Source organism: Streptomyces sp. WAC 01529 (assembly GCF_003945545.1).
Classification (GTDB): domain Bacteria; phylum Actinomycetota; class Actinomycetes; order Streptomycetales; family Streptomycetaceae; genus Streptomyces; species Streptomyces anatolicus.
On sequence record NZ_CP029617.1, the window covers coordinates 2,536,801 to 2,561,200 of the forward strand.

Consider the following 24,400-nt stretch of genomic DNA (forward strand, 5'->3'; position numbering starts at 1 on the left):
ACCGCGGCTACCGCAGGTCCGACGCCTCGAAGACGCCCCGCGCCGCCGCCCCGTCGATCCGTGCCGTGAGCCTGCGCAGTTCGGCGCACCCGCTGCTGAGCAGGCCCGCATCGCGTGCGGCGCGGGCCCCGCGGTCCAGGCGGTGCAGCAGCAGCGGGTTGGCGACGAGGATCTGCGGGTCCAGTTCGACGCGGTTGCCGAGGGAGTCGCACAGGACGAGGCGCGCGGCGACGCCCTCGTTGTGCCGTACGGCGGTCAGCAACCCGGTGCAGACATGCCGGCGACGCCCGAGGCCCTGGACGGCGAGCCAGCCGGGGCCCGCCGTCACCCGCGCGGGGTGCAGCACCACGTACAGCAGCGCGGAGAGTCCCGCCCACAGGGCGAGCCGGGGCAGGGCGAGGGTGCCGTTGGCCAGGTCGATGAGGACGATGAGCACGAAGAGGCCGAGCGCGCAGAGGACCGCGGCCCGCACGTCCGACGCCCAGTTCCGGTCGGACACGGTCTCCGCCGTGCCCACGTAAACGCTCTCGCCCCGCGCCGCGCCGCGCCGGGCGGCGGCCCGTGTCGTCCTGTGGTGTCCCATGTGCGGCACGTTAGGACGGCTGTGCGACGACTGGCCCCGGCATTGACGCGCCGCATACACCCGGGCGGCCCACCTTGACGGGACGCTGACGCCTCCCCGGGAGGGGGGCGACACTCGGCCGCAACACCACTGTCGTAATCACCGCGCATGGTTGATCGTTGGGCCCGACACGTACAGGAACTCCGACCTCACGCAGGGGGACGACCGGGATGACCATCAGCCGCAGGACACTGCTCGCGACCGGCGCCGGGCTCGGACTGCTCACGGCGTGCGGCTCCAACACCGGGCGGGGCGGCGGGGGTTCGGGCAGCAAGGGCCCGCGGCTCGCGCAGTGGTACCACCAGTACGGCGAGGCGGGCACCGAGCAGGCCGTGAAACGGTACGCCGCCGCGTACGACAAGGCGGACGTCGCCGTGCAGTGGCGGCCCGGCAACTACGACGAGCAGACCGCCGCGGCCCTGCTCACCGACTCCGGGCCCGACGTCTTCGAGGTCAACGGCCCCACCCTGGACCAGATCCAGGGCGGCCAGGTCGTCGACCTCACCGATCTCTTCGAGGGCGTACGGGACGACTTCAACCCGGCGGTCCTCGCCCCGAAGACGTACGACGGGAAGATCTGGGCGATCCCCCAGGTCGTCGACATGCACCTGCTCTACTACCGCAAGATCCTGCTCGACGACGCCGGTGTGCGGCCGCCGAAGAGCCTGGACGAGCTGGTCGACGCGGCGAAGGCGCTGACGACGAAGAACGTGAAGGGCCTCTTCCTCGGCAACGACGGCGGGGCGGGCGCGCTCGGCATCACCCCGCTGTACGCGGCGGGCCTCTCCTCCGTCACGGCGGACGGCGAGGTCGGCTTCGACGATCCGGCCGCGGCCCGCACCCTGGGCAAGCTGCGCCAGCTGTACGCCGACAAGTCGCTGCTGCTCGGCGCGCCCGCCGACTGGGCGGACCCCTCGGCGTTCGTACAGGAACTGACCGCCATGCAGTGGTGCGGCCTGTGGGCGCTGCCCGCGGTCAAGAAGGAGCTGGGTGACGACTTCGGGGTCCTCGCGCTGCCCGCCGACGGTCCGGACGGCAGGCCCGCGCTGCCCGTGGGGTCGTACGGCGCCGCGGTGAGCGCCCGCAGCGACCACAAGAAGGAGGCGAAGGAGTTCCTGAAGTGGCTGTGGATCGACAAGACCGAGTACCAGGAGGACTTCGCGCTCTCCTACGGCTTCCACATCCCGGCCAGGCTCTCCCTCGTGAAGAAGGCCGACAAGCTCAAGGAGGGCCCGGCCGCGGACGCCGTGCGCTACTCCACCGAGTACGGCTACGCCGAGCCGCTGCTGTGGACCCCCGCGAGCCGCACCGCCTACCAGGACGCGCTGAGCCGCGTCATCAAGTCGGGCGCCGATCCGGACAGCGAGCTGAAGTCCGTCGTGCGCACGGTGCGGGCGGAGCTTGCCCGCACCAAGAAGAAGCCGTGAGCCGGCTGCTCGGCACCCAGAACCGCACGCTGTGGTTCTGGGTGTTCGTCGGCCCCTTCGCGCTCGGCCTCGTCCTCTTCACGTACGTACCGCTGGCCTGGAGCGTCTACCTCAGCTTCTTCGACGCCCACAACACCGTCTCGCCCACGGACTTCGTCGGCCTCGACAACTACACGTCGATGCTGCGGAACGACGCGTTCACCGACAGTCTCGTCACCTTCGCGGTCTTCTCGGCGTTCATCGTGCCCACCACCTTCGTCCTGTCGCTCGCGCTCGCGCTGATGGTGAACCGCATGCGCCGCGCGCAGGCGTTCTTCCGGTCGGTCTTCTTCCTCCCCGCCGCGTGCAGCTACGTCGTGGCGGCGCTGATCTGGAAGCTGTCGATCTTCAACGGGGTGCGGTTCGGGCTCGCCAACACCGTCCTCGGCTGGTTCGGCGCCGAGCAGGTCGCCTGGCTCTCGACCACGGAGCCGCCCTGGTACTGGCTGGTCATCGTCACCGTGCGGCTCTGGCTCCAGGCGGGCTTCTACATGATCCTGTTCCTGGCGGGCCTCCAGCGGATCTCGCCCACCCTCTACGAGGCGGCGGCGGTGGACGGGGCGCGACCCGGCTGGCAGGTCCTCCGCCACATCACGCTCCCGCAGCTGCGCGCGACCTCGGTCGCGGTGACGCTGCTCCTGGTGATCAACGCCTTCCAGGCCTTCGACGAGTTCTACAACCTGCTCTCCGACTCCCGCGGCTACCCGCCCTACGCCCGTCCGCCGCTCGTCTACCTCTACTACACGGCGCTCGGCCAGGGGCAGAACCTCGGGCTCGGCAGCGCGGGCGCGGTGATCCTCGCACTGATCATCGCGGTGGTGACGGTGGGCCAGGCGCGGTGGTTCGGCCTGGGCCGAAAGGAGGACTGAGCACGATGGACGACGCCCTTGTCCGGGCGGGCCGCGCGCTGCGGGTGGTCCTGCTGATCGCGCTGGCCCTGCTGTTCCTGATCCCCTTCTACCTCCTGGTCCGCAACGGCCTGGCGTCGGAGCGGGACATCACCTCTCCCGACTGGACGTTCTTCCCCTCCACCCTGCACTGGTCGAACCTGCCGGAACTCTTCGAGGACCCGACGGTGCCGATGGCGCGCGCCCTGCTCAACTCGACGCTGATCGCGGTCGCGACGACCCTCGGCACCCTCGTCCTCGCCTCGCTCGCCGGGTACGGCCTCGCGCGCATCCCCTACCGCTGGGCCGACCAGGTCTTCTACGCGATCCTCGGCACGATGATGGTCCCGGCGGCCGTCACCTTCGTACCAAGTTTCGTCCTGGTCTCCTCCCTCGGCTGGGTCTCGACGCTGCGCGGCCTGATCATCCCCACGCTCTTCTCGGCCTTCGCGTGCTTCATCTTCCGGCAGTACTTCCTCGGCTTCCCGAGGGAGCTGGAGGACGCGGCGCGGGTCGACGGGCTCGGTTACTGGCGTACGTACTGGCGCGTGGTCGTCCCGAACTCCCGGCCGGTGTTCGCCGCCGTCGGCACGATCGTGTTCATCGGCGCGTGGAACTCCTTCCTGTGGCCGCTGGTGATCGGCCAGGACCGCGACGCGTGGACGGTCCAGGTGGCGCTGGCGACGTTCACGACCTCGCAGGTCATCCGCCTGCACGAACTGTTCGTCGCGGCGGCGGTGTCGATCGTGCCGCTGCTGGTGGTGTTCCTGTTCTTCCAGCGGTGGATCGTGGCGGGGGTGGAGAGGTCGGGGATCGACGACTGAGGGGGCGTGGCGCGGGCGGCCGGTCTCAGACGGGTTCCGTCATGTCCTCCATGAGTTCCGGGAGTTGGCGGAGCCTGGAGACGGTCTGGTTGAGGAGGCGGACCGTCGTGTCGGCCTGCCTGCGTCCGATGGGCCGGCCGATGGAGGCGGCGCGGGCCTGCTGCTTCAGCTTCTCCAGGAGGTCGCCGGCTTCGGCGGACGCCTCGTGCAGCCGGCGGATGCGGTCCTCGACACGGGTGACCAGAGCGTCGACGGTTGCCTCCTCGGCGGGGGCCGCGTCCTCGGCGTCCGCCCACCCTCCGGCCTCGGCCGACCGCTCGCCCGACTGCTCGCCCGACTGCTCGCCGGGCGGCGGCTGCGGGGTGGCGGTTGTGGGCGGGGCGGCCGGTGTCGTGGGGGCCAGGGTGGGGCCCGGGGCCGGAGCGGGGCCTGGGCTCGTGGGGGCCGAGCCCGCTGTCGCCGCGGTCTTGCGGCGGCGCTTCCCGTTCTCCTTCGGGAACTCCCTGTCGAACCAGAACGCGGTCATCACCCGGCCCGGCATCGCCTTCCCCGAGACGCTGACCTGCCACGGCGTGCGGTCGCCGTCGTCCATCGCGGCGACCAGCTCCCTGAGCAGCCCCACCGCCATCATCCGGCTCTTCTCGTACCGCAGGGCCTGGAGCGAGTTGGTCACGCCGCGCCGGGAGCGGCGCATGCGCTCTCCCGTGTCGCCGATCATCTCCTGGCCGTCCAGCGAGCCCCGGTCGGCCTCGATGATGCCGAAGGACGCGAGCCAGTGCGCCGCCCGGTAGGACACCAGTTCCTCGAAGGCGGAGTCGTCGGTGTCGGCGGCCGCGAGCAGGTCGGGCAGGCCGCGGCCGGAGAGGACGATGCCCTCCCGGACCTTGGTGCCGAAGACCTGTCCGACGCGCGGGTTCCAGGGCTGCGGGTAGCTCTCGGAGGTGAGGGCCGACCAGGTCCTGGCCCGCTGGTCGATCTCCGCCTTGCTGAGCAGGGACGGCTGGTTCTCGCTGAGCGCGCGCCGCAGCAGGTGCCGCCTGTGCGCGTCCACGGGGAACAGCTCCACGAGCAGCTTCATGGAGCGCAGGTCGCGCAGCTCGGAGACGGCCATCTCCGGTGAGGCGTCGGCCAGTTCGCGGATCGGCGCGAGCCCGGAGAGCACCTCCGCCGTCTTCTCGTCCATCACACCCCGGGCCACGTACATGCCGAGCACGCTGCGGCCGAGCGCGCGCGAACGGTTGATGGGGTCGAACTCCAGCGGCGGGTGCACATGGTCGCGCCGGTTGTTCATCTGCACGATGCGGTAGAGGCGCTGCGGGGTCGGTGTGCCGATCACCAGATGGGCGTCCACGGTGGCGATGGCCGCCGCCCGGCGGGCCCGCGACCCGTTCGTGGGGTCGAGGTCGTCCGCCGCCTCCGCGTACTCCTTGTTGAGCAGGGCGGAGAATTCCGTGAGCCAGACATGGGGGTCGTGGACGACTTCGTCGCCGTCCCTGCCCAGCTTCTCCGCGGGGACACCGGCAAGCACCTCACCGGAACTCAATCGGAAAATCGACTGACGCTTTTGTGTTCGATTGTTTCCCCGGACGGCCATCCATCCCCAATAGGCGGACGGATGGCGGGGATTCCCGTCGGAATCCTTCTCCGGTTCCTCCTCCAGACGCACTTGCTGGGGCACGTACATTCCGGGCTCCTGCTGCCCGTTGAGGACCAGATCCTCCTCCAGGTCATAGGGGCGGACCCGGTCCACGCGCGTCAGGGCGTTCGCCGCGTCCTCGGCGTTCATCATCAGGGCGTGCCGGTTGGGCACCACGCTCTCCAGGGCGGCGAGATAGGTCTCGCTGCCGTCACCGACGACCCCCTTCCACGGCCGCACCGGAGCGAGCGTCCGTTCCGTGCCCTGCCCCACCGTCGGGTCGGCCATGGAACGCCAGATCGAACTGATCCGTTCGTTGTGCCCCCACTGCACGCCGCCGACGCCGTGCATGCGGACGAGGGCGACGACCATGTCCCCGGCGTCCGTGCGCAGACGGCGGACCGCGCTCCCCTTCAGTCTGCGTACGCCGTTGGCGTCCGCCTCGCTCAAGGTGTCCTCGGGGTCGACGATGAAGGGGGCCACGTTCTCCAGCGCCCCACGAGGGAGGTTGACCCCGTCGGTGGCCAGCACGGCCTCGATCCAGGCCTCTTGCCGCTCCCGCGACACCGGTGCCGGAAACGGACTCCCGGCGGTGAGCTGCCCCATACCGCGTCTCCCCTGCTGTGCTTTCTCGGCCTCCTTGATCGGAGACCTGGACGAAGGCAACACGCTCGCAGGGGCAACTCGTCATTTCTAGTGCTGATGCGATTAGCAAATCACTTCGAGCGGATGGAAAAAATGAAGAAGAGCCGCGGCGCCTTCGACGTGAAGTGACGTGAAGGTGCCGCGACTCACTGGGTGATGGTTCCGGAATTCCCGAACTGACTTACGCTATTGACTACTTCCGCGTCGGCCGGTAATTGCTCACGCCCCGCCCACCGCCGTCAGCAACGCCAAGGGCGCCGCCGCCGACCGCGATTCCAGGACGCACGCGTGCGGATACGGCACCGGCACCGGATACGCCCCCTTGTCGTAGCCCGCGAGGACCTCCGGGAGGCGGCCGTCCGCCGTGGTGGCGGCGGAGACGAGGGCGCGGGCGACCGTGCGGGCCTCGTCGTGGAGGCCGTAGCGCGCGAGGCCCAGCGCGATCAGGGCGTTGTCGTGCGGCCACACCGAGCCCCGGTGGTACGACAGCGGATGGAACGCGGGCTGCCCGGCCGCGACCGTCCGCACGCCCCACCCCGAGAAGAAGTCGGGCTCCAGCAGGCGGCGGCCCACCGCCTCCCCGCACTCCTTGTCGAGCAGCCCGGACCAGAGCAGATGCCCCGCGTCCGAGGCGAGCGCGTCGACCTGGCGTCCCTCGCCGTCCAGGGCGAGCGCGGGAAAGCCCTGCTTCGGCATCCAGAAGTCCCGCTGGAAGCGGTTCCGGAGATCGCCCGCCGCCTGCGCGAGCAGCTCCGCGTAGACCGTGTCGCCCCAGACGGTCCGCGCCAGCCAGGCGGTACGGCACAGCGCGTCGTACGCGTAACCCTGCGCGCCCGCCGCCATGACCGGCCCGCTCGCCCTGGTGCCGTCGGCGGAGCAGATCGCGCCGGGCGAGTCCTTCCAGTTCTGGTTGGCGAGGCCGCCCTCGTCGGCGCGGTAGACGAGGTAGCCGCGCGAGGTCAGCCCGCCGTGGTCGAGCATCCAGCCGACGGCGGCGCGCGCGGCGGGCTCCAGGCGGCGGGCGAGCGCGCGGTCCCCGGTCTGTTCCGTGTACGCGCCGAGCAGCACGAGGAAGAGCGGGGTCGCGTCGACCGAGCCGTAGTAGCGCCCGAACGGCACCTGCCCGAAGTGCGCGAGTTCGCCCTGCCGCACCTCGTGGACGATCTTCCCGGGCTGGGCGACCGCGCCGACGACGGTCTCGGAAGCCTGCGTCGCGGCGAGCGCGGGCAGCGTCGCGGCGGCCAGGCGCGGCACGTACGGGAGGGCGAAGAGCGAGGTCAGCAGGGCGTCGCGGCCAAGCATCGTGAGGAACCACGGCACTCCGGCGCCGGGCACGCTCAGCTCCTCGCCGTCCGGCCCCTTCGCCGGTACCTGGAGCACCGCGAGGTCCGCGAGGCCGCGCGCGCAGGCGTCGGCGAGCGCGGGCCATCGGGTGGGCAGGGTGACGCCGGAGACGAAGGCGTCCTGGAGCGCGGCCAGTTGGCGTTCCGCCTCGGCGGGCGACTCGGGCACGTCCGGTCCGGCCGCCCCGTGCGGATAGGCGGCGGCACTCAGTGCCACCTCGGCCGAGCCGTGCGGGGCCAGCTCCAGCGTCCATACGAGGCGACGCGCGCCACCGCCGGTCTCCTCCACGGCGTCGGGGCGCGGGTCGGCGGTCACCGTCGTGCGGGCGCTCCAGTCGCCGCGCCGGTATCCGAACGCGACGCCCCTCGGACCGCCGCCGCCATCGCCGTCACCGGCACCGCTGCCGCTGACGCTGCCGCTGCCGCTGCCGTCGCCGTCGATCGGCCGCCGGGACCTGACGGCGCCCGGCTTGGCGTACGTACGGTGGTCGGCGCGCAGTTCGAACTGGTCGGTGAAGTCGGCGTCCACGGTCAGTGCGATGTGGACCCGCGTCGGCACCGGGCGGTTGCTCACGACCCGCAGGGATTCGACGAACGCGCCCTCGACCACGGCCTGTTCCCGCAGGACCGTGCAGGCGGGCGGCTCCTGGCGGCCGCCGCGCGGCACGAGCACGCAGCGCGCCGCGCCAGCACCGGCCGCCGAGGTGTCCACCGGCGCGAGGACCTCGGGCACGGCCCCGTCGACGGTCAGCTGCCAGCGGCTCAGGTGCCGTGCGTCCCGTACGAACAGGCCGTCCGGGCCCGCGCCGCCGCCGCGCACGCCGCCGACCCCGCTGATGTCGCCGCCCGCGCCGACGGCCGCGAACGTCCGCCCCCGCACCAGTAGCCGGTACCGGTCACTCATGTCCACACCTCTCCGTTCGGAGGTCTCCCCCACCCGTTCCGTCCCGCCCGGCGTGCAGCAGGTCCAGCGTGAGCGCCGCCGTCCAGCCGAAGCCGCGCGCGCCGCAGCCCTCGCCCGTGTACGGGTCCACGTACTCCGCGAAGCCGGACGCGCCCGCCGCATCGAGAACGGCCTCGCGCAGCGCGTCGGCCCGCGCGCGCTCCCCGTGCAGCCGAAGCCCTCTCTCCACAAGCCAGTTGGTGTTGAACCACGCCGGTCCGCGCCAGTAGCGGCGGAGGTCGAAGGCGGGGCCGGTCAGGTCGTAGCTGGGCACGAGCCGTGTGGCGCCGCCGAGGCCGAAGTGCGGGCCGCACGCGGTGCGCACCAGGGCGGCGGCGACGCGAGGCGGCAGCGCGGGGAGCACGAGGGGGATCAGGCCGGTGACGCCGCGCTCGGTGAGGAGCGCGTCGGTGCGCAGGTCGCGGCAGAGGAAGATCTCCCGGTCCGGGTCCCACAGGCGGGCGACCAGGGTCTCCGTCAGGCTGCGGGCCCGCGCGCACCGCACCCGCGCCGCGCTCCCCTCCGACCCGTGCAGCCCGCCTGGCCCGTCCAACTCGGCCTCGATCAGGGCGAGTGCGTACTCCGAGGTGATCAGGAGGGCGTTGAAGGCGGGGTCCTCGACGGAGAACGCGGGGCCCTCGTCCGTGGACGCGCCGGGGCCCGCGCCGTCGACGTACCCCCGGTCGCGGTACTCGGCAGCGAGCCGCACATACCGCCCGTAGTCCGTGTCGGTGGGCCGGTGCTCGGGCACCCCGTGGTCGAGGTCCGCGCGGCGGAAGTCGCCCGGCGCGGCGGGCTCGACGCGACTCAACGGGCCGTCCCAGCAAGGGCTGTTGTCCATGCCCTGCTCCCACGGGTGCTGTACGGCGGCGAGCCCAGCGCCGCCCGCGTCCCTGGCACCCAGGAGATAGCGGTGCCAGGCGGCGAGGCGGGGCCGGAGGCGGGCGAGGAAGGAGCGGGCCCGGGAGAGGCCGGGGTCGGCGCGGTGCACGAGCCAGACGGCGAGCGCGTGCACCGGCGGCTGCACGATTCCGGAGGTCTGTACGGGGGCGGGGGCCCCGGCGCGGCGGCCCGCCGTCGCCGAGCGCCAGAAGTCGGGGCCGGGGAAGTAGGCGTCGAGCGGGACGGCGTCGTTGAACACGATGTGCGGTACGCGGCCGTCGCCCCACTGGGCGGACAGCAGCGTCTCCAGCTCCAACTGGGCGCGCAGCGGGGAGAGATGGCGCAGCCCGATCGCGATGAACGCGGAGTCCCAGGACCACTGGTGCGGGTAGAGCGCCCGCGAGGGCACGGTCGAGGTGCCCGTCCAGTTGGCCCACAGCACCTCGGCCGCGCGCGCCCGCAGCTTCTCCGCCGGGGGCGCGGCCGAGCGGGCGGCACCGGGGGCGGCGTGGGGGGCGGGTGGCTGGGTGGTCGTCGTGCTGCGGTCCACGCGGATCTCCCGAAGGCTGTCGACGTCCCGTCAGTTCGGTGGGGGTCACCCTAGGGTTACGTCTACTTCACACGCAAAACTCAATATGTAACGCTGAGTTGACGAGCACAAGGGGTGCGGGCGGGTCCCCCCGGGGAAGCCCTCGGGGCCGGGCCGCCCGTACGGTGAGCCTCGGCGAAGGCATGTTCGGGCGGGAGGGGCACATGGGAGGCCGCACCATCGGCGAGGGCGCCGTGGAGGGGAGGGCCGGACAGTACGGACGGGCCGGGCGGGACGGGCGGGGAGCGCTCGCCGCCCCGCTCCCTGGCCCCCGTCCCGCCTCCGGCCAGCCCGGTGCCGGGGAGCTGCTGGACCTCGTACGCAGGGGGCGCGCCACGACGCGTGGGGCTCTCCAGGAGGTCACCGGGTTGTCGCGGGCCACCGTGGGGCAGCGGCTCGGGCGGCTGTTCCGGGCCGGGTGGGTGCGGGAGGGGCCCGGCGGGCCGGTGGAGTCGCCGCTCGGGGGGCGGCCCGCGATCCGGTTGGAGTTCGACGAGACGCACGCGGTCGTGCTCGCCGCCGCGCTGGAGACCCGGCACGCCCGTATCGCCCTGCTCACCCTCGGGGGCGAGATCGTCGCGGAGCGGTCGGCCCCCCTCGCGGTCGAGGAGGGGCCCGAGACGGTCCTCGACGCCCTGGGCGCCCACTTCGGCGAACTGCTGCGCGAGAGCGGCCGGCCCGCAGCATCGGTCTGCGGCATCGGCCTCGCCGTGCCGGGCCCGGTGGACACCGCGACGGGCCGCGTGATCCAGCCACCGATCATGCCGGGCTGGGACGGCTACGACATACGGACCCGCCTGCGCAGAGCATTCACCGCCCACGCCGCCGCGGGCCCACCCCCCGACACCACCCAGCGCACCGGCACCCCCACCCTCCCCGACCTCCCCGTCCTCGTGGACAACGACGCCAACCTCATGGCGTACGGCGAGCAGCGCACCCACTACCCCGACTGCTCCGCCTTCGCCCTGGTCAAGGTCTCTACCGGGATCGGCGCGGGCGTCGTGGTGGACGGCGCGGTCTACCGCGGCATCGACGGCGGCGCGGGCGACATCGGCCACATCCGGGTCCCCGAGGGAGCGGACGCACTCTGCAAGTGCGGCTCCTACGGCTGCCTCGCCGCCCTCGCCAGCGGCCGCGCACTCGCCCGCAGACTGACGGAGGCCGGTTTCCCCGCCGCCTCCGGATCGGATGTGCGCGCACTCCTTGACGCCGGGAACCCCACCGCGCTGGGGTTCGCGCGCGAGGCGGGGCGGCACGTCGGCGAGGTGCTCGCGACCGTCGTGACGCTCCTGAACCCCGGCGTTCTCATGATCGCGGGAGATCTGGCCGGAACCGCCTTCCTCACCGGCGTACGCGAACTCCTGTACCAGCGGGCCCTGCCCCGTTCCACCGCCCACCTGGACGTCGTCACCTCACGCCTCGGCGACCGCGCCGCGCTGATCGGCGCCGGAACACTGGTGGTGGAGCACCTGTACGCCCCGGAACGGGCAGAAGAGCGGCTCGCCGCGCTCGGCGTGTGACGCCGCCCGCGCGCTGTCTCCCGCAGTGAACGGCACCGTCCGGATGCTGACATCCGGGCCCGCCAAACGGCGTGATTCTCGCCACCCCTGATAGCCCTTGCGCTCAGATGAGCACCCCAAGAGTGTGTAAAGGGCGGCTGCACTTCTCCAAGGGGTGGCACTCAGTGCCAATGCTCGATCATTCATGAAGTGAACTCACATCTGAGATCGTACCGCTCGTTTGAGCGTTTAGCAGGTTCTACGGGGGTAGCCCGTTCAACTCTTGAACACGCCCCTCTCCACCCTCCCTACCGCCAAGTCACTTTCGATCTAGCGGCGGACGGGTGGTTACGGCCGCATGACGCACAAGTGGACGTACCCAGGCGCCTTCGATCTGGGTATGTTCCTCGCCGTCAGGGCAGCCACCGAGTCCTCGAGGAGTCGAGACCCGTGTCGGAAAACAAAGATCTCCACGTAGCTCACACGAGTGAGACGACCGAGGCGACCGAAGCGGTGAAGTTCGTTTACGACTTCACCGAGGGCAACAGGGACCTCAAGGACCTTCTCGGCGGCAAGGGTGCGAACCTCGCCGAGATGACCAACCTCGGGCTGCCCGTTCCGCCGGGCTTCACCATCACCACCGAGGCGTGCAAGACGTACCTCGACAGCGGCGAGGAGCCCACCGAGCTGCGCGACGAGGTCAGCGCGCACCTCGACGCCCTTGAGCAGAAGATGGGCAAGAAGCTCGGCCAGGCCGACGACCCGCTGCTCGTCTCCGTCCGCTCGGGCGCCAAGTTCTCCATGCCCGGCATGATGGACACGGTCCTGAACATCGGGCTCTCCGACAAGTCGGTGACCGGCCTCGCCAAGCAGTCCGGCGACGACCGCTTCGCGTGGGACTCCTACCGCCGGCTCATCCAGATGTTCGGCAAGACCGTCCTCGGCGTCGACGGCGACCTCTTCGAGGAGGCGCTGGAGAAGGCCAAGGAGGCCAAGAAGGTCACGATCGACACCGACCTCGAAGCGGCCGACCTGAAGAAGCTGGTCACCAAGTTCAAGAAGATCGTCAAGACGGAGGCCGGGCGGGACTTCCCGCAGGACCCGCGCGAGCAGATGGACCTCGCGATCCGGTCGGTCTTCGAGTCGTGGAACACCGACCGCGCCAAGCTCTACCGCCGCCAGGAGCGCATCCCGCACGACCTCGGCACGGCCGTCAACATCTGCTCGATGGTCTTCGGCAACCTCGGCCCCGACTCCGGCACGGGCGTCGCGTTCACCCGCGACCCGGCCAGCGGCCACCAGGGCGTCTACGGCGACTACCTCCAGAACGCGCAGGGCGAGGACGTCGTCGCGGGCATCCGCAACACCGTGCCGCTCGCCGATCTGGAGCAGATCGACAAGAAGTCGTACGACCAGCTCATGCAGATCATGGAGACCCTTGAGACGCACTACAAGGACCTCTGCGACATCGAGTTCACCATCGAGCGCGGCCAGCTGTGGATGCTCCAGACCCGCGTCGGCAAGCGCACCGCCGGTGCCGCGTTCCGCATCGCGACGCAACTCGTCGACCAGGGCCTGATCGACGAGGCCGAGGCGCTCCAGCGCGTCAACGGCGCCCAGCTCGCCCAGCTGATGTTCCCGCGCTTCGACGCGGACTCCAAGGTGCAGCAGCTCGGCCGCGGCATCGCCGCGTCACCGGGCGCCGCGGTCGGCAAGGCCGTCTTCGACTCGTACACCGCCATCAAGTGGTCGCGCTCGGGCGAGAAGGTCATCCTGATCCGCCGCGAGACCAACCCCGACGACCTCGACGGCATGATCGCCGCCGAGGGCATCCTGACCTCGCGCGGCGGCAAGACCTCCCACGCGGCGGTCGTGGCGCGCGGCATGGGCAAGACCTGTGTCTGCGGCGCCGAGGAGCTGGAGGTCGACACCAAGCGGCGCCGCCTCACCGCGCCGGGCGGCATCGTCGTCGAGGAGGGCGACGTCGTCTCCATCGACGGTTCGACCGGCAAGGTCTACCTCGGTGAGGTGCCCGTCGTGCCCTCCCCCGTCGTCGAGTACTTCGAGGGCCGCATGCACGCGGGCGCCGACGACGCCGACGAGCTGGTCGCCGCCGTGCACCGGATCATGGCGTACGCGGACCGCGTGCGGCGCCTGCGGGTGCGGGCCAACGCGGACAACGCCGAGGACGCGCTGCGCGCCCGCCGCTTCGGCGCGCAGGGCATCGGCCTGTGCCGCACCGAGCACATGTTCCTCGGTGAGCGCCGCGAGATGGTCGAGCGGCTGATCCTCGCCGACGCGGACGAGGAGCGCGAGGACGCCCTGAAGGAGCTGCTCCCGCTCCAGAAGCGGGACTTCGTGGAGCTGTTCGAGGCGATGGACGGCCTGCCGGTCACCGTCCGCCTCCTGGACCCGCCGCTGCACGAGTTCCTGCCGGACATCACGGAGCTGTCCGTCCGGGTGGCGCTCGCCGAGTCCCGCAAGGACTCCAACGAGAACGACCTGCGTCTGCTCCAGGCGGTCCACCGCCTGCACGAGCAGAACCCGATGCTGGGTCTGCGCGGTGTACGCCTCGGCCTCGTCATCCCGGGCCTGTTCACCATGCAGGTGCGCGCCATCGCGGAGGCGGCGGCCGAGCGGAAGAACGCCAAGGGCGACCCGCGTGCGGAGATCATGATCCCGCTCGTCGGCACGGTCCAGGAGCTGGAGATCGTCCGCGAGGAGGCCGAGCAGGTCATCGCGGAGGTCATCGAGTCCACCGGCGTCGACCTGAAGCTCGCGCTCGGCACGATGATCGAGCTGCCGCGCGCCGCGCTGACGGCCGACCAGATCGCGGAGGCGGCCGAGTTCTTCTCCTTCGGCACGAACGACCTCACCCAGACCGTCTGGGGCTTCTCGCGGGACGACGTGGAGGCCTCGTTCTTCACCGCATACCTGGAGAAGGGCATCTTCGGGGTCTCGCCGTTCGAGACGATCGACAAGGACGGCGTCGGCAAGCTGGTGAAGGACGCGGTCAAGGCGGGCCGCGAGACCCGCCCCGACCTGAAGCTCGGCGTCTGCGGCGAGCACGGCGGCGACCCGGAGTCCGTGCACTTCTTCCACGAGGTGGGCCTGGACTACGTCTCCTGCTCCCCGTTCCGCATCCCGGTGGCCCGTCTGGAAGCGGGCCGCGCGGCCTCCCACTCGGCGGGCAGCGACCACCGCTAGATCCATCCGAATAGATCCACCCGAACCCCGGGGCCGTCGCCGTGTCCCCGACCCTCAGTACCGATGCGGCGACGGCTCCGGCCCACGATGAAGGGGCGGCACCCTGTGCGGGGGTGCCGCCCCTTCGGGCGTGGTCAGCGGGGGCGGTTTCCGGCTCTGTTCCTCGCGATGTTCCGGGTCTTCCTGGTGTGGGCCGACTCGGCGAGCAGGGCGAGTACCTCCGGCGATGTCGACCTCTCGGCGAGGAGGCGCTGCATCCAGTTCGTGGCCTCCGCCAACTCGGCCGGTGTCGGCACGTGGCCGTTCTCGATGGACAGGTAGAGCAGCCAGTCGCGAACGCGGCGGCGGATGAACTCGCGGTTCCCCTCCGCCTTGAGCCGGTCGGTCTCCGGCAGCAGTCCGGCCGACCACTGCCGGAACTCGGCAGGACCGGTCATCTTCATCGCGATCCTGTCCACGAGGGCGACCACCGCCGACTTGGACGCCAGCTCGTTGGGCTCGCGCAGGATCGTGGCCACGATCGCGCGGTCCCGGTCGCGGCTCCGGGAGTCGGCGGTCACCGAGACGACGCGTTGGTACGCGGACGATCTGACGTGCTCGTCCGCGACGGCCTCGTCGACGTCCACGTCGAGGACGCCGGCCTCCGCCAGCAGCCCGGCCACATCGGAACGCAAGGTCATCGCTTCCCCCCTTCCCGCAGGGCGCCGTGCGGCCCCGCGTCACACGATCTCCGGCATCGTCGCCAGCGCGTGACTGGAGGATTCCACCATGTCGCGGACCATGTCGTCCGGGTGCCTGGGGGCGTGCGGGGCCAGGGGATCGAGGCTGTAGCCGTCCGGGGCCGTGCCCGTCACCTTCAGGATCGCGAGCGCCGCCAGCCTGCGTTCGAGTGCGGGATGCGGGAGGGCCTTGCGGGCCTTGGCCGCCTCGCGCAGGTAGCGGTGCAGGAGCAGATGGAGCGTGGCACCCGGGGGCGGGGGCGTGGGGTCGAGCGCGGGCCTCAGCCGCCGGAGGTGTCCAGCTCCGCGTCCTCGCTCACGCCCGCGCAGTCGTAGGGGTCCTTCAGCCAGCCGTCGGGCAGGACCACGCGGTTGTTGCCCGACGTCCGGCCGCGAGGGCCGTCGGCGCCCACCGGCCACGGCTGGTCGAGGTCCAACTCGCCGAGCCCGTCCTCCAGTTCGGCCAGCGACGAGGTGACCGCCAGGCGCTTGCGCATCTCCGAGCCGACCGCGAAGCCCTTCAGGTACCAGGCCACGTGCTTGCGGAAGTCGATGACGCCGCGCGCCTCGTCGCCGATCCACTCGCCGAGCAGCGTCGCGTGGCGGAGCATGACCCCGGAGACCTCGCGCAGGCTCGGGGCCTTCGGCGCGCCCGTGCCCTCGAAGGCGGCGACCAGGTCGCCGAAGAGCCAGGGGCGGCCGAGGCAGCCGCGGCCGACGACGACGCCGTCACAGCCCGTCTCGTCCATCATGCGGAGCGCGTCGGCGGCCGACCAGATGTCGCCGTTGCCGAGCACCGGGATCTCGGGGACGTGCTCCTTGAGGCGGGCGATGGCGTCCCAGTCGGCGGTGCCGCCGTAGTGCTGGGCGGCCGTGCGGCCGTGCAGCGCGATGGCCGTGACGCCTTCCTCGACCGCGATGCGGCCCGCGTCGAGGAAGGTGATGTGGTCGTCGTCGATGCCCTTGCGCATCTTCATCGTCACGGGGAGGTCACCCGCGCCGGCGACCGCTTCCTTCAGGATCGCGCGCAGCAGGTGGCGCTTGTACGGGAGCGCGGAGCCGCCGCCCTTGCGGGTCACCTTGGGGACGGGGCAGCCGAAGTTCAGGTCGATGTGGTCGGCCAGGTCCTCCTCCGCGATCATGCGGACGGCCTTGCCGACGGTCGCCGGGTCGACGCCGTACAGCTGGATCGAGCGCGGCTTCTCCGTCGCGTCGAAGTGGATCAGCTGCATCGTCTTCTCGTTGCGCTCCACCAGGGCGCGCGTCGTGATCATCTCGCTCACGAAGAGGCCCTTGCCGCCGGAGAACTCCCGGCACAGCGTCCTGAACGGCGCGTTCGTGATGCCCGCCATGGGGGCGAGCACGACGGGCGGCGAAACGGTGTGCGGGCCGATCGAGAGGGGCTGGGACGGCATCGGGGCTCTCCGGGACGGACGACGGGACCCTCTATTGTCCCTCACTCCCCGACACGTCCGACGACACGTCCGGGGACACCTCCGTCGGCACCTCCGACGGCACCTCCAGTGACGGCTCCGACAGCTCCGCCAGCCGCTCGAGACGCTCCTCCGTCTCGTCGTCGGCGGGTACGTACGCGATGAGGCGGTGCGCCTGCGTCAGCGGGGCCATCCACAGCATGCGGTGCTCCAGTCTCAGCAGCCCCACCCTCGGGTGCTGGTACCGCTTGACGTGCGGGGCCATCGTCGCCACCTCGTGCCGCTCCCACAGCTCGCGGAACTCCGCGGAGACCCCGAGCAGCCGGTCCCGCAGCTCCTTCCAGGCGGGCTCGGCGCCATGCTCGGCCATCGCCCCGCGGAACTTGGCGGTCAGGTCACGCAGCATCTCGTCCCGGTCGAGGAACGTCTCGCGCCAGCGCCTACTGGTGGCCAGGAGCCACAGGCAGTTGCGGTCGCGCGGCGCCATCGCGTCGAAGTCGCCGAAGACGTGGGTCCAGGGGCGGTTGTAGGCGAGGACGTCGTAGCGGCCGTTCTGCACGGTCGCCGGGTAGGGGGCCACGCGGTGCATCAGCCTGCGGACCGGCGCGGAGAGCGCGGTGCACTCGGCCTCGGGGCGCGGGTCGACGGCCCCGGCGAGGGCGAAGAGGTGGGCGCGCTCGCTCGGGTCCATGAGCAGCGCCCGGGCGATCGCGTCCAGGACCTGCGCGGACACCTTGATGGGGCGCGCCTGCTCCAGCCACGTGTACCAGGTGACGCCGACCGCGGACAGCTGCGCCACCTCCTCGCGGCGCAGGCCCGGCGTCCGGCGCCGGGCGCCGCGCGGCAGCCCCGCCTGCTCGGGCGTGACACGCTCGCGGCGGCTGCGGAGGAAGGCGGCCAGTTCCCGCCTGCGGATGTCGGCGCCGGGGTCCGCCGTCGCGGCCGTGAGGGTCATGGATCAAGGCTGCCGCACGCCGCAGCCTGTTTCCAGGTGCGTCTGGTACCAGGATAAGGAGACTCTGGTACCCCCCTTAGGCCCGGAAGATCGTCGTATACGTGACTCCCGCGACCCCCACCGAAAAGCCCCGCCCGACCGGCCTCCCCGTACCGCCCGGACCAGCCTCCGAGCCCTCCGCCCTGACCCCCATCGGCCTGCTCACCGTCCTCCTCGGCGCCGCCCTCTCCAGCATCGACTTCTTCATCGTCAACGTCGCCCTGCCCAGCATCGGACGCGACCTGCGCGCCTCCCCCGCCACGCTGGAGATGGTCGTCGCCGGTTACGCGGTCGCGTACGCCGTGCTGCTCGTCCTCGGCGGCAGGCTCGGGGACACGTACGGACGCCGGACGCTCTTCCTGTGGGGCGTCGCCGCCTTCGGCCTGACCTCGCTGGCCTGCGGGCTCGCGCCCGGCGCGTGGTGGCTGGTGGGGGCGCGCGTGGCGCAGGGCGCGGCCTCCGCGCTGATGCTGCCGCAGGTCCTCGCCACCATCCACGCCACGACGCGGGGCGAGCGGCGCGCGAGGGCCGTCGCGTTGTACGGCTCGGTGAGCGGACTCGGTGTCGTACTGGGGCAGGCGCTCGGCGGCGTCCTGGTCGCCGCCGACCTGGCGGGCACCGGTTGGCGCATGGCGTTCCTGGTGAACGTGCCGGTCGCGGTGGCCGCCCTGCTCTGCGCGGTGCGCGCGGTGCCGGACAGCCGCGCCGGGCAGCCCCGGCGCGGCGACCTCGGCGGCACGCTCCTGCTCGGTGCCGCGCTGACGGCCCTGCTGCTCCCCCTCTCCGAGGGGCGGGCCACGGGCTGGCCGCTCTGGTCGGTGCTGCTGCTGGCCGCCGCGCCGCTGCTCGCCTGGGCGTTCGCGGCCGTCGAGCGCCGGGCGGAGAACACCGGGGGCAGCCCGCTGCTACCGCCGTCGCTGCTGCGCGAGCCCGGCGTACGAAGGGGCCTCGTACTCGGCCTGCCGATCTTCATCGGGTTCAGCGGCTGGATGTTCGTCAGCGCGGTGACGCTTCAGCAGGGGCTCGGCTACGGCGCGCTCAAGGCGGGCCTGACGCTGGTCCCCATGGGGCTGACGCAGTTCGCGGCGTCGATACTCGCCCCGCGGGTGGCCGCGCGGCTCGGCGGCCGGGCGATGGGGGTGGCCGCGCTGGTGCACGGCTCGGGCCTGGTGATCCTCGCCCTGACGGCGCTGTGGGTGCCGTGGTCCTCGCTCAGCCCGCTGGCCCTCGCGCCGGGCCTCGCCGTGTGCGGCCTCGGCCAGGGCGTCGAACTGGCCCTCTACTACCGGATCGTCCTCGCCGCGGTGCCGGCCGCCCGCGCGGGCGCGGGCAGCGGTCTGGCGGCGACCGTGCAGCAGTCGTGCCTGGCGGTGGGGGTGGCGACGGTCGGCTCACTCTTCCTCGCACTGGTGGCGGGCCCCGGCATGCGGGACGCGTTCGCGATCGTGCTCGCGGTGCAGGTGGTGGGCCTGCTCGGGCTCGCGGCGCTGAGCCTGCGGCTGCCGAGGCGGCTCTCCTGAGCCGGGGACGCCCCCTGCTCCACAGGAGGCCGCCCCCTCCACAGGTGAGCGCCCCCGCCAGGCCACCGGACTAGCGTCAGAACATGCCCGCTGAACTCACCCACCGCCGACGGCTGCTCGTCCTCGCGATCTGCTGCATGAGCCTGCTGATCGTCAGCCTCGACAACACCGTCCTCAACGTCGCGCTCCCCGCCATGCGCGAGGAGTTCGACGCCGGCGTCTCGGGCATGCAGTGGGCGATCGACGCGTACACCCTCGTCCTCGCCTCGCTCCTCATGCTCGCGGGCTCGACCGCCGACCGGATCGGCCGCCGCAAGGTCTTCCGGGCCGGGCTGATCCTCTTCACCCTCGGCTCGGTGCTCTGCTCGCTCGCGCCCGGCCTCGAAGCCCTGGTGGCGTTCCGCATGGTCCAGGCGGTGGGCGGCTCGATGCTCAACCCCGTCGCGATGTCGATCATCACCAACACCTTCACCGAGCCGCGCGAGCGGGCCCGCGCCATCGGCGTCTGGGGCGGCGTCGTGGGCATCTCCATGGCGGCGGGCCCGCTGGTCGGCGGGGTGCTCGTGGACTCGGTCGGCTGGCGCTCGATCTTCTGGGTCAATCTGCCGGTCGGCCTCGCCGCGCTCGTCCTGACCATGCGGTACGTCCCCGAATCCCGCGCCCCCCACCCCCGCCGCCCGGACCCGGTCGGGCAGCTCCTGGTGATCGCGCTGCTCGGCGCGGTGACGTACGCGATCATCGAGGCGCCCACCGCGGGCTGGACGTCACCGCTGATCCTCGCCTTCGCGGGCGCGGCGCTGCTGGCCCTGATCGGCCTCCTCGCATACGAGCCCCGCCGCGCCGAACCCCTCATCGACCTGCGCTTCTTCAAGTCGGCGCCGTTCAGCGGGGCCACGGTGATCGCGGTCTGCGCCTTCGCGGCCCTGGGCGGTTTTCTCTTCCTCTCCACGCTCTACCTCCAGGACGTACGCGGTCTCGACGCGCTGCACGCCGGGCTGTGGATGCTGCCGATGGCGGCCATGACGCTGGTTTGCGCGCCCTTGTCGGGCCGCCTGGTCGGCAGCCGCGGCCCGCGCCCTTCGCTGCTGGTCGCCGGGGTGGCGATGACGGCGTCGGGCGTGCTCTTCGCCGCCTTCGAGGCGGAGAACTCGGGCGGGACCCGCTTCCTCGGCTACGTCCTCTTCGGCCTCGGCTTCGGCTTCGTCAACGCCCCCATCACCGACACCGCGGTCGCCGGGATGCCCCGCGCCCAGGCGGGCGTCGCCGCGGCGGTCGCCTCCACCAGCCGCCAGATCGGCCAGACGCTGGGCGTCGCGGTGATCGGCGCGGTCCTGGCGTCGGGCGCCACCTCGGCGGCGTACGCCACCGGCTTCACGGAGGCGGCCCGCCCCGCCTGGTGGATCATCGCGGGCTGCGGCTCGGCGGTACTGCTGACCGGGGCGCTGACGGGCGCCGCTGGACCGGTGCCGAAGGGGGCCGGAGGACCGGTGCCGAAGGGGGCCGGAGAAGGCCGAATGACCGGCGGCAGGAAATGACAGATGACAGATATTGAAATCTGTCATCTGTCATGTCATCGTGGACGCATGCGAACTCTCACTCTCGGAAACAACGGCCCCCGCACCTCCGCCCTCGGTCTCGGCTGCATGGGCATGTCCGCGCTCTATGGGGCGGCGGACCGCACGGAGTCGATCGCGACCATCCACGCCGCCCTCGAAGCGGGCGTCACGCTCCTGGACACCGGCGACTTCTACGCCATGGGGCACAACGAACTGCTGATCGGCGAGGCCCTGCGCACCGCCCCCGCCGCCCGCCGCGAGCAGGCCCTCACCAGCGTCAAGTTCGGCGCCCTGCGTGACCCGGACGGCGGCTGGTCGGGGTATGACGGGCGCCCGGCCGCCGTGAAGAACTTCGCGGCGTACTCGCTCCAGCGCCTCGGTGTCGACCACATCGACGTCTACCGCATCGCCCGCGTCGACCCCGACGTCCCGGTCGAGGAGACGGTGGGCGCCATCGCGGAGCTGGTCGAGAAGGGGTATGTCCGGCACATCGGCCTCTCCGAGGTCGGCGCCGAGACGCTGCGCCGGGCCGCGGCCACGGCCCCGATCTCCGACCTCCAGATCGAGTACTCCCTCATCTCGCGCGGCATCGAGGCCCAGATCCTGCCGACCGCCGCCGACCTCGGCATAGGCATCACGGCGTACGGGGTGCTCTCCCGCGGCCTGATATCCGGCCACTTCACGCGCGACCGGCAGCTCGCCGCGGACGACTTCCGCGCGATGAGCCCCCGCTTCCAGGGCGAGAACCTCGACCGCAACCTCGACCTGGTCGACGCCCTGCGGAAGATCGCCGAAGAGAAGGGCGTCAGCGTCGCCCAGACCGCCATCGCCTGGGTGCTCGCCCAGGGCCCCCGGCACGGCGCGGCCATCGTGCCGCTGGTCGGCGCGCGCCGCCGGAACCGGCTCGACGAGGCGCTCGGCGCCCTCGACGTGACGCTCGGCGCCGCGGACCTCGCGGCGATCGAGGCGGCCGTGCCCGCGGACGCGGCGGCCGGCGCGCGTTACCCGGAGGCGCAGATGGCACACCTCGACAGCGAGCACTGATCCGCCCCGGGTACGGTCTAGTCATGGCAGCGACCGCGGCTCCCCTGACTCCCGAGCGCATCCTCGAAGCGACCGAGGAGGTGCTGCGCAGGCACGGCGCGGCCAAGGCCACGGTGGTGGACGTGGCCCGGGCCCTCGGGGTGAGCCACGGCACGGTGTACCGCCACTTCCGTACGAAGTCGGAACTGCGCGGCGCGGTGACGCGGCGCTGGCTGGACCGCACCTCCGAGACGCTCTCCGGAATCGTCACCGGCACCGAACCCCCCGAGGCGAAGCTCCGCCACTGGCTCGCGGGCCTCTTCGACGCCAAGCAGCACAAGGCGGGCGACGACCCCGAACTCTTCGCCACGTACACGGTGTTGGCCGACGAGAACAGCGACGTGGTGGACGACCACATCGCCGACCTCACCGGCCAGCTCGCGGCGATCATCCAACAGGGCGTGGAGCGGGGCGAGTTCGCGTCCCCCTCCCCCGCGACCTCGGCCCGCGCCGTCTTCGACGCGACCAGCCGCTTCCACGACCCCGCGTATGCCCCGCACTGGTCGCGCCCGGGCATCGAGACCGACTTCGAGGCGGTACTGGACCTGACGGTGCGGGGCCTGCGGGCCTGAGCGCCCCGTCACGCTCCGTGCGAATGCAGGCGGATGGCGATCCAGCGTTTGCGGAAGAAGAAGAGAAAGCTGACCTCGATCGTCAGCGAGTAGACGACCACCAGGGCCACGCAGAGCAGTGAGGGAAACGCCGCCGTCTCCTCGGCTGCCTGTGTCAGGTAGAAGCCGCCCAGGAACTCGCCGAAGACTCCGGTGCTGAGCATGAAGAGGACGGTCGCGATGTACGGATAACCCATGTGCGTGCTCTGCGAGTACAGCGACTTTTCCCAGGAGAGATGTTCGCCTCCCCCCAGGAGGTCATTGATGCGCCCCTCCAGGAGCCGCACGCCCTGTCCGGCACGCTGCGACCGATGGTATTCCCCGAGCCACACCAGGGCGCTCGCCTTCGAGGCGATGGGGACGAACAGCAGACTCACCAGGATCAGCAGGGAGCGCGGGACATCCGAGGCGAGGAGGGCGGCCAGGATGAGGCTCAGCGAAGTGAACGCGAAATTCATGACCTGGATGCGGTTGGAGATTGCCTGAAGGCTTTCCTGGCGCAGTGTCGCGTACTCCGCGAGCCGCGCGTCCAGCTGATTTCGCAGCGTCTCAGGACTGACCGGCGGCTGCGGCTGTGTCTGCGTTTGCGGCTGCGTCTGGCCGGGGACGCGGCCGCCGGGTGGCGGGGAATTCACGGCCGGGTCGATCCAGCCGGGCGGCAACTCCCCCGGTAACGGCCCCGGTGACGGCCCCTGCGGTGGATCGGCGGTCATCCGGCCTCCCTGACATCACGAGAACGTCGGCAGAGGGGTCGCTTCGGAAAGGGAGTAACGGTAAGTCCTGAAGCCGACCTCGGCCGCCCGCCGTACGTTTTCCTGGCGGTCCTCCACAACAACGCTGTCCCGGGGTCGGACCACCCGGGCCGCGCACTCGAAGAGTCCGGTGCCCGGGGTCGACTTGCTGACCCCGAGAGTGTGGGAGACGAAGACGAGGTCCGGATCGATGTAGTCGCCGAGGCCGAGCCAATTCCACTGCTTGGCGAACCAGAAACTGGTGTTGTTGGAGATGATCCCGATCCGATTTTCCGCATCCTGGGCGGTCTTCAGCATGAGGTCGGCACTGGGGTTCCGGTGGAGCAGGCGTGTTTCCGCCTCCTCGACCTGGTCCCGAGTGATTTTCTCGCCGATCACCGAGCCCAGATCCTGCCAGTACTCGTCTTCCTCGTATTCGGCGACGCTGAATTTCTCCCACAGCCGCCGCGCCGCCGTCGAGACGAACTGGCGGTCCCAGCCACGCATATCGGCCAGCCCCTTCCCCGGCGTGAGGAGAAGGGTCTCCCAGGGGTCACAGAAGAGAACATTCCCGATGTCGAACAGAACCACCGAAGAGTTCTTCATTCCACCCGTCCCAGAGATGACACCCTCCAGGACGCTAGCAATGCCGACTGACGAGCACAAGAAGATGCGCGGCCCGCCCCCTGCCCGCGGACGCGCCTGCAACCCCTCCTACAGCCCCTCTTCCGTGGGCCGGTGTTCCACGTACTCGATGAGCGTGCCGTCGCGGTGGCGGGCCGTGAAGCCCGCGCCCGTGGGGACCTTGACGAGAGGGGCCGTGATCTCCGCGCCCTCTGCCGCGAGGCGGTCCAAATACTTCTGGGCCGAGTCGACGAGCAGCGTGCCGTTCGTCGCGCGGAACGGGGCCAGCGTCTCCTCCGTGCCCTCGATCAGGAGGAAACCGCCGACCACGGCGAGGGCGAGGTTCTTCTCCGGGTACGTGAACCACATGTCCCGTTCCGTGCCGAGCAGGCGCTCGTAGGAGGCGGCGACGGTGTCCAGGGTGCCGGGGCCCGTGTAGACGCGGATGAGGGCGCGGGGTTCCGCCAGGGCCGAGGAGTCGTTCTGGCGGCGCCACATCGTGGGGGTGGGCGAGGGCTCTGTCGTTTCGGTCATGGGTACAGCCTTCGCCGCGCCCGGCGGCCCCGCCAGACAGGTATGTGTGGGG

The 24,400-nt window shown here is 71.5% G+C and carries 20 protein-coding genes; 9 read left to right on the forward strand and 11 right to left on the reverse strand.

All coding sequences use genetic code 11. The features are described 5' to 3' along the window. Positions 1-7: 7 nt before the first annotated feature. On the reverse strand, positions 8-583 hold the full coding sequence (locus DMA15_RS11370; protein WP_240659751.1) for a hypothetical protein: 576 nt from the start codon (positions 581-583) through the stop codon (positions 8-10). A 209-nt stretch (positions 584-792) separates the two neighbouring features. Here DMA15_RS11370 and DMA15_RS11375 point away from each other — a divergent pair, with 209 nt between their 5' ends. The 3 genes from DMA15_RS11375 to DMA15_RS11385 are packed head-to-tail and all read left to right on the forward strand — an operon-like array spanning position 793 to position 3,799. Then, entirely contained in the window at positions 793-2,049 is a 1,257-nt protein-coding gene (locus DMA15_RS11375) for a sugar ABC transporter substrate-binding protein (protein WP_206302707.1), read from the forward strand. After that, the gene (locus DMA15_RS11380; RefSeq protein WP_125512652.1) at positions 2,046-2,957 is read left to right on the forward strand and encodes a sugar ABC transporter permease; all 912 of its coding nucleotides are present in this window, start codon (positions 2,046-2,048) and stop codon (positions 2,955-2,957) included. The genes DMA15_RS11375 and DMA15_RS11380 overlap by 4 nt, the downstream gene beginning before the upstream one ends. A gap of 5 nt (positions 2,958-2,962) precedes the next feature. After that, positions 2,963-3,799, forward strand: coding sequence for a carbohydrate ABC transporter permease (locus DMA15_RS11385; RefSeq protein WP_125512653.1), 837 nt, complete (start codon positions 2,963-2,965; stop codon positions 3,797-3,799). Positions 3,800-3,824: 25 nt separating this feature from the next. Here DMA15_RS11385 and DMA15_RS11390 read toward each other — a convergent pair whose 3' ends face one another. The 3 genes from DMA15_RS11390 to DMA15_RS11400 form a co-directional block, all read right to left on the reverse strand. Then, complete coding sequence (locus DMA15_RS11390; protein ID WP_125512654.1) at positions 3,825-6,041, reverse strand: hypothetical protein; 2,217 nt, start codon at positions 6,039-6,041, stop codon at positions 3,825-3,827. 258 nt (positions 6,042-6,299) lie between these two features. Continuing rightward, on the reverse strand, positions 6,300-8,327 hold the full coding sequence (locus DMA15_RS11395) for a glycogen debranching N-terminal domain-containing protein (protein ID WP_125512655.1): 2,028 nt from the start codon (positions 8,325-8,327) through the stop codon (positions 6,300-6,302). Next, positions 8,320-9,798: a hypothetical protein gene (locus DMA15_RS11400; protein WP_240659752.1), complete on the reverse strand. Its 1,479-nt coding sequence runs from the start codon at positions 9,796-9,798 to the stop codon at positions 8,320-8,322. Before DMA15_RS11400 ends, DMA15_RS11395 begins: the two co-directional genes overlap by 8 nt. Positions 9,799-10,001: 203 nt before the next feature. Between DMA15_RS11400 and DMA15_RS11405 the strand changes: the two genes are divergently transcribed. Then, positions 10,002-11,357 carry an ROK family protein gene (locus DMA15_RS11405; RefSeq protein WP_125512657.1) on the forward strand — a complete coding sequence of 452 codons (1,356 nt, stop codon included), beginning with the start codon at positions 10,002-10,004 and terminating at the stop codon, positions 11,355-11,357. 492 nt (positions 11,358-11,849) lie between these two features. After that, complete coding sequence (gene ppdK / locus DMA15_RS11410) at positions 11,850-14,543, forward strand: pyruvate, phosphate dikinase (RefSeq protein ID WP_125512658.1); 2,694 nt, start codon at positions 11,850-11,852, stop codon at positions 14,541-14,543. A gap of 134 nt (positions 14,544-14,677) precedes the next feature. Here ppdK and DMA15_RS11415 read toward each other — a convergent pair whose 3' ends face one another. The 4 genes from DMA15_RS11415 to DMA15_RS11425 all read right to left on the reverse strand — a co-directional run bounded on the left by DMA15_RS11415 (position 14,678) and on the right by DMA15_RS11425 (position 17,650). Further along, positions 14,678-15,223 (reverse strand): hypothetical protein, encoded by a 546-nt coding sequence (locus DMA15_RS11415; protein WP_125512659.1) that lies wholly within the window; start codon positions 15,221-15,223, stop codon positions 14,678-14,680. Positions 15,224-15,262: 39 nt separating this feature from the next. Then, the gene (locus tag DMA15_RS37965; protein WP_276314333.1) at positions 15,263-15,397 is read right to left on the reverse strand and encodes a hypothetical protein; all 135 of its coding nucleotides are present in this window, start codon (positions 15,395-15,397) and stop codon (positions 15,263-15,265) included. A gap of 146 nt (positions 15,398-15,543) precedes the next feature. Beyond that, a complete protein-coding gene (gene dusB / locus DMA15_RS11420) occupies positions 15,544-16,677 on the reverse strand; it encodes a tRNA dihydrouridine synthase DusB (protein ID WP_125512660.1) in 1,134 nt (377 codons plus the stop codon). 31 nt (positions 16,678-16,708) lie between these two features. Next, entirely contained in the window at positions 16,709-17,650 is a 942-nt protein-coding gene (locus tag DMA15_RS11425) for a helix-turn-helix transcriptional regulator (RefSeq protein ID WP_125512661.1), read from the reverse strand. A gap of 101 nt (positions 17,651-17,751) precedes the next feature. Here DMA15_RS11425 and DMA15_RS11430 point away from each other — a divergent pair, with 101 nt between their 5' ends. From DMA15_RS11430 to DMA15_RS11445, 4 genes are all read left to right on the forward strand, one after another. Continuing rightward, the gene (locus tag DMA15_RS11430; RefSeq protein ID WP_276314334.1) at positions 17,752-19,209 is read left to right on the forward strand and encodes an MFS transporter; all 1,458 of its coding nucleotides are present in this window, start codon (positions 17,752-17,754) and stop codon (positions 19,207-19,209) included. An 83-nt stretch (positions 19,210-19,292) separates the two neighbouring features. Further along, positions 19,293-20,744 carry an MFS transporter gene (locus DMA15_RS11435; protein WP_125512663.1) on the forward strand — a complete coding sequence of 484 codons (1,452 nt, stop codon included), beginning with the start codon at positions 19,293-19,295 and terminating at the stop codon, positions 20,742-20,744. A gap of 48 nt (positions 20,745-20,792) precedes the next feature. Continuing rightward, positions 20,793-21,809, forward strand: coding sequence for an aldo/keto reductase (locus DMA15_RS11440; protein WP_125512664.1), 1,017 nt, complete (start codon positions 20,793-20,795; stop codon positions 21,807-21,809). 23 nt (positions 21,810-21,832) lie between these two features. Further along, on the forward strand, positions 21,833-22,420 hold the full coding sequence (locus DMA15_RS11445) for a TetR family transcriptional regulator (protein ID WP_125512665.1): 588 nt from the start codon (positions 21,833-21,835) through the stop codon (positions 22,418-22,420). Positions 22,421-22,428: 8 nt separating this feature from the next. Here the strand turns inward: DMA15_RS11445 and DMA15_RS11450 are convergent, their stop codons facing one another. The 3 genes from DMA15_RS11450 to DMA15_RS11460 form a co-directional block, all read right to left on the reverse strand. Next, positions 22,429-23,172 (reverse strand): hypothetical protein, encoded by a 744-nt coding sequence (locus DMA15_RS11450; protein ID WP_125512666.1) that lies wholly within the window; start codon positions 23,170-23,172, stop codon positions 22,429-22,431. A gap of 15 nt (positions 23,173-23,187) precedes the next feature. Continuing rightward, positions 23,188-23,781, reverse strand: a complete 594-nt coding sequence (locus DMA15_RS11455; RefSeq protein WP_125512667.1) for a hypothetical protein — start codon at positions 23,779-23,781, stop codon at positions 23,188-23,190. Between the two features lie 123 nt (positions 23,782-23,904). Continuing rightward, positions 23,905-24,348, reverse strand: a complete 444-nt coding sequence (locus DMA15_RS11460) for a hypothetical protein (RefSeq protein WP_125512668.1) — start codon at positions 24,346-24,348, stop codon at positions 23,905-23,907. Positions 24,349-24,400 lie beyond the last annotated feature (52 nt).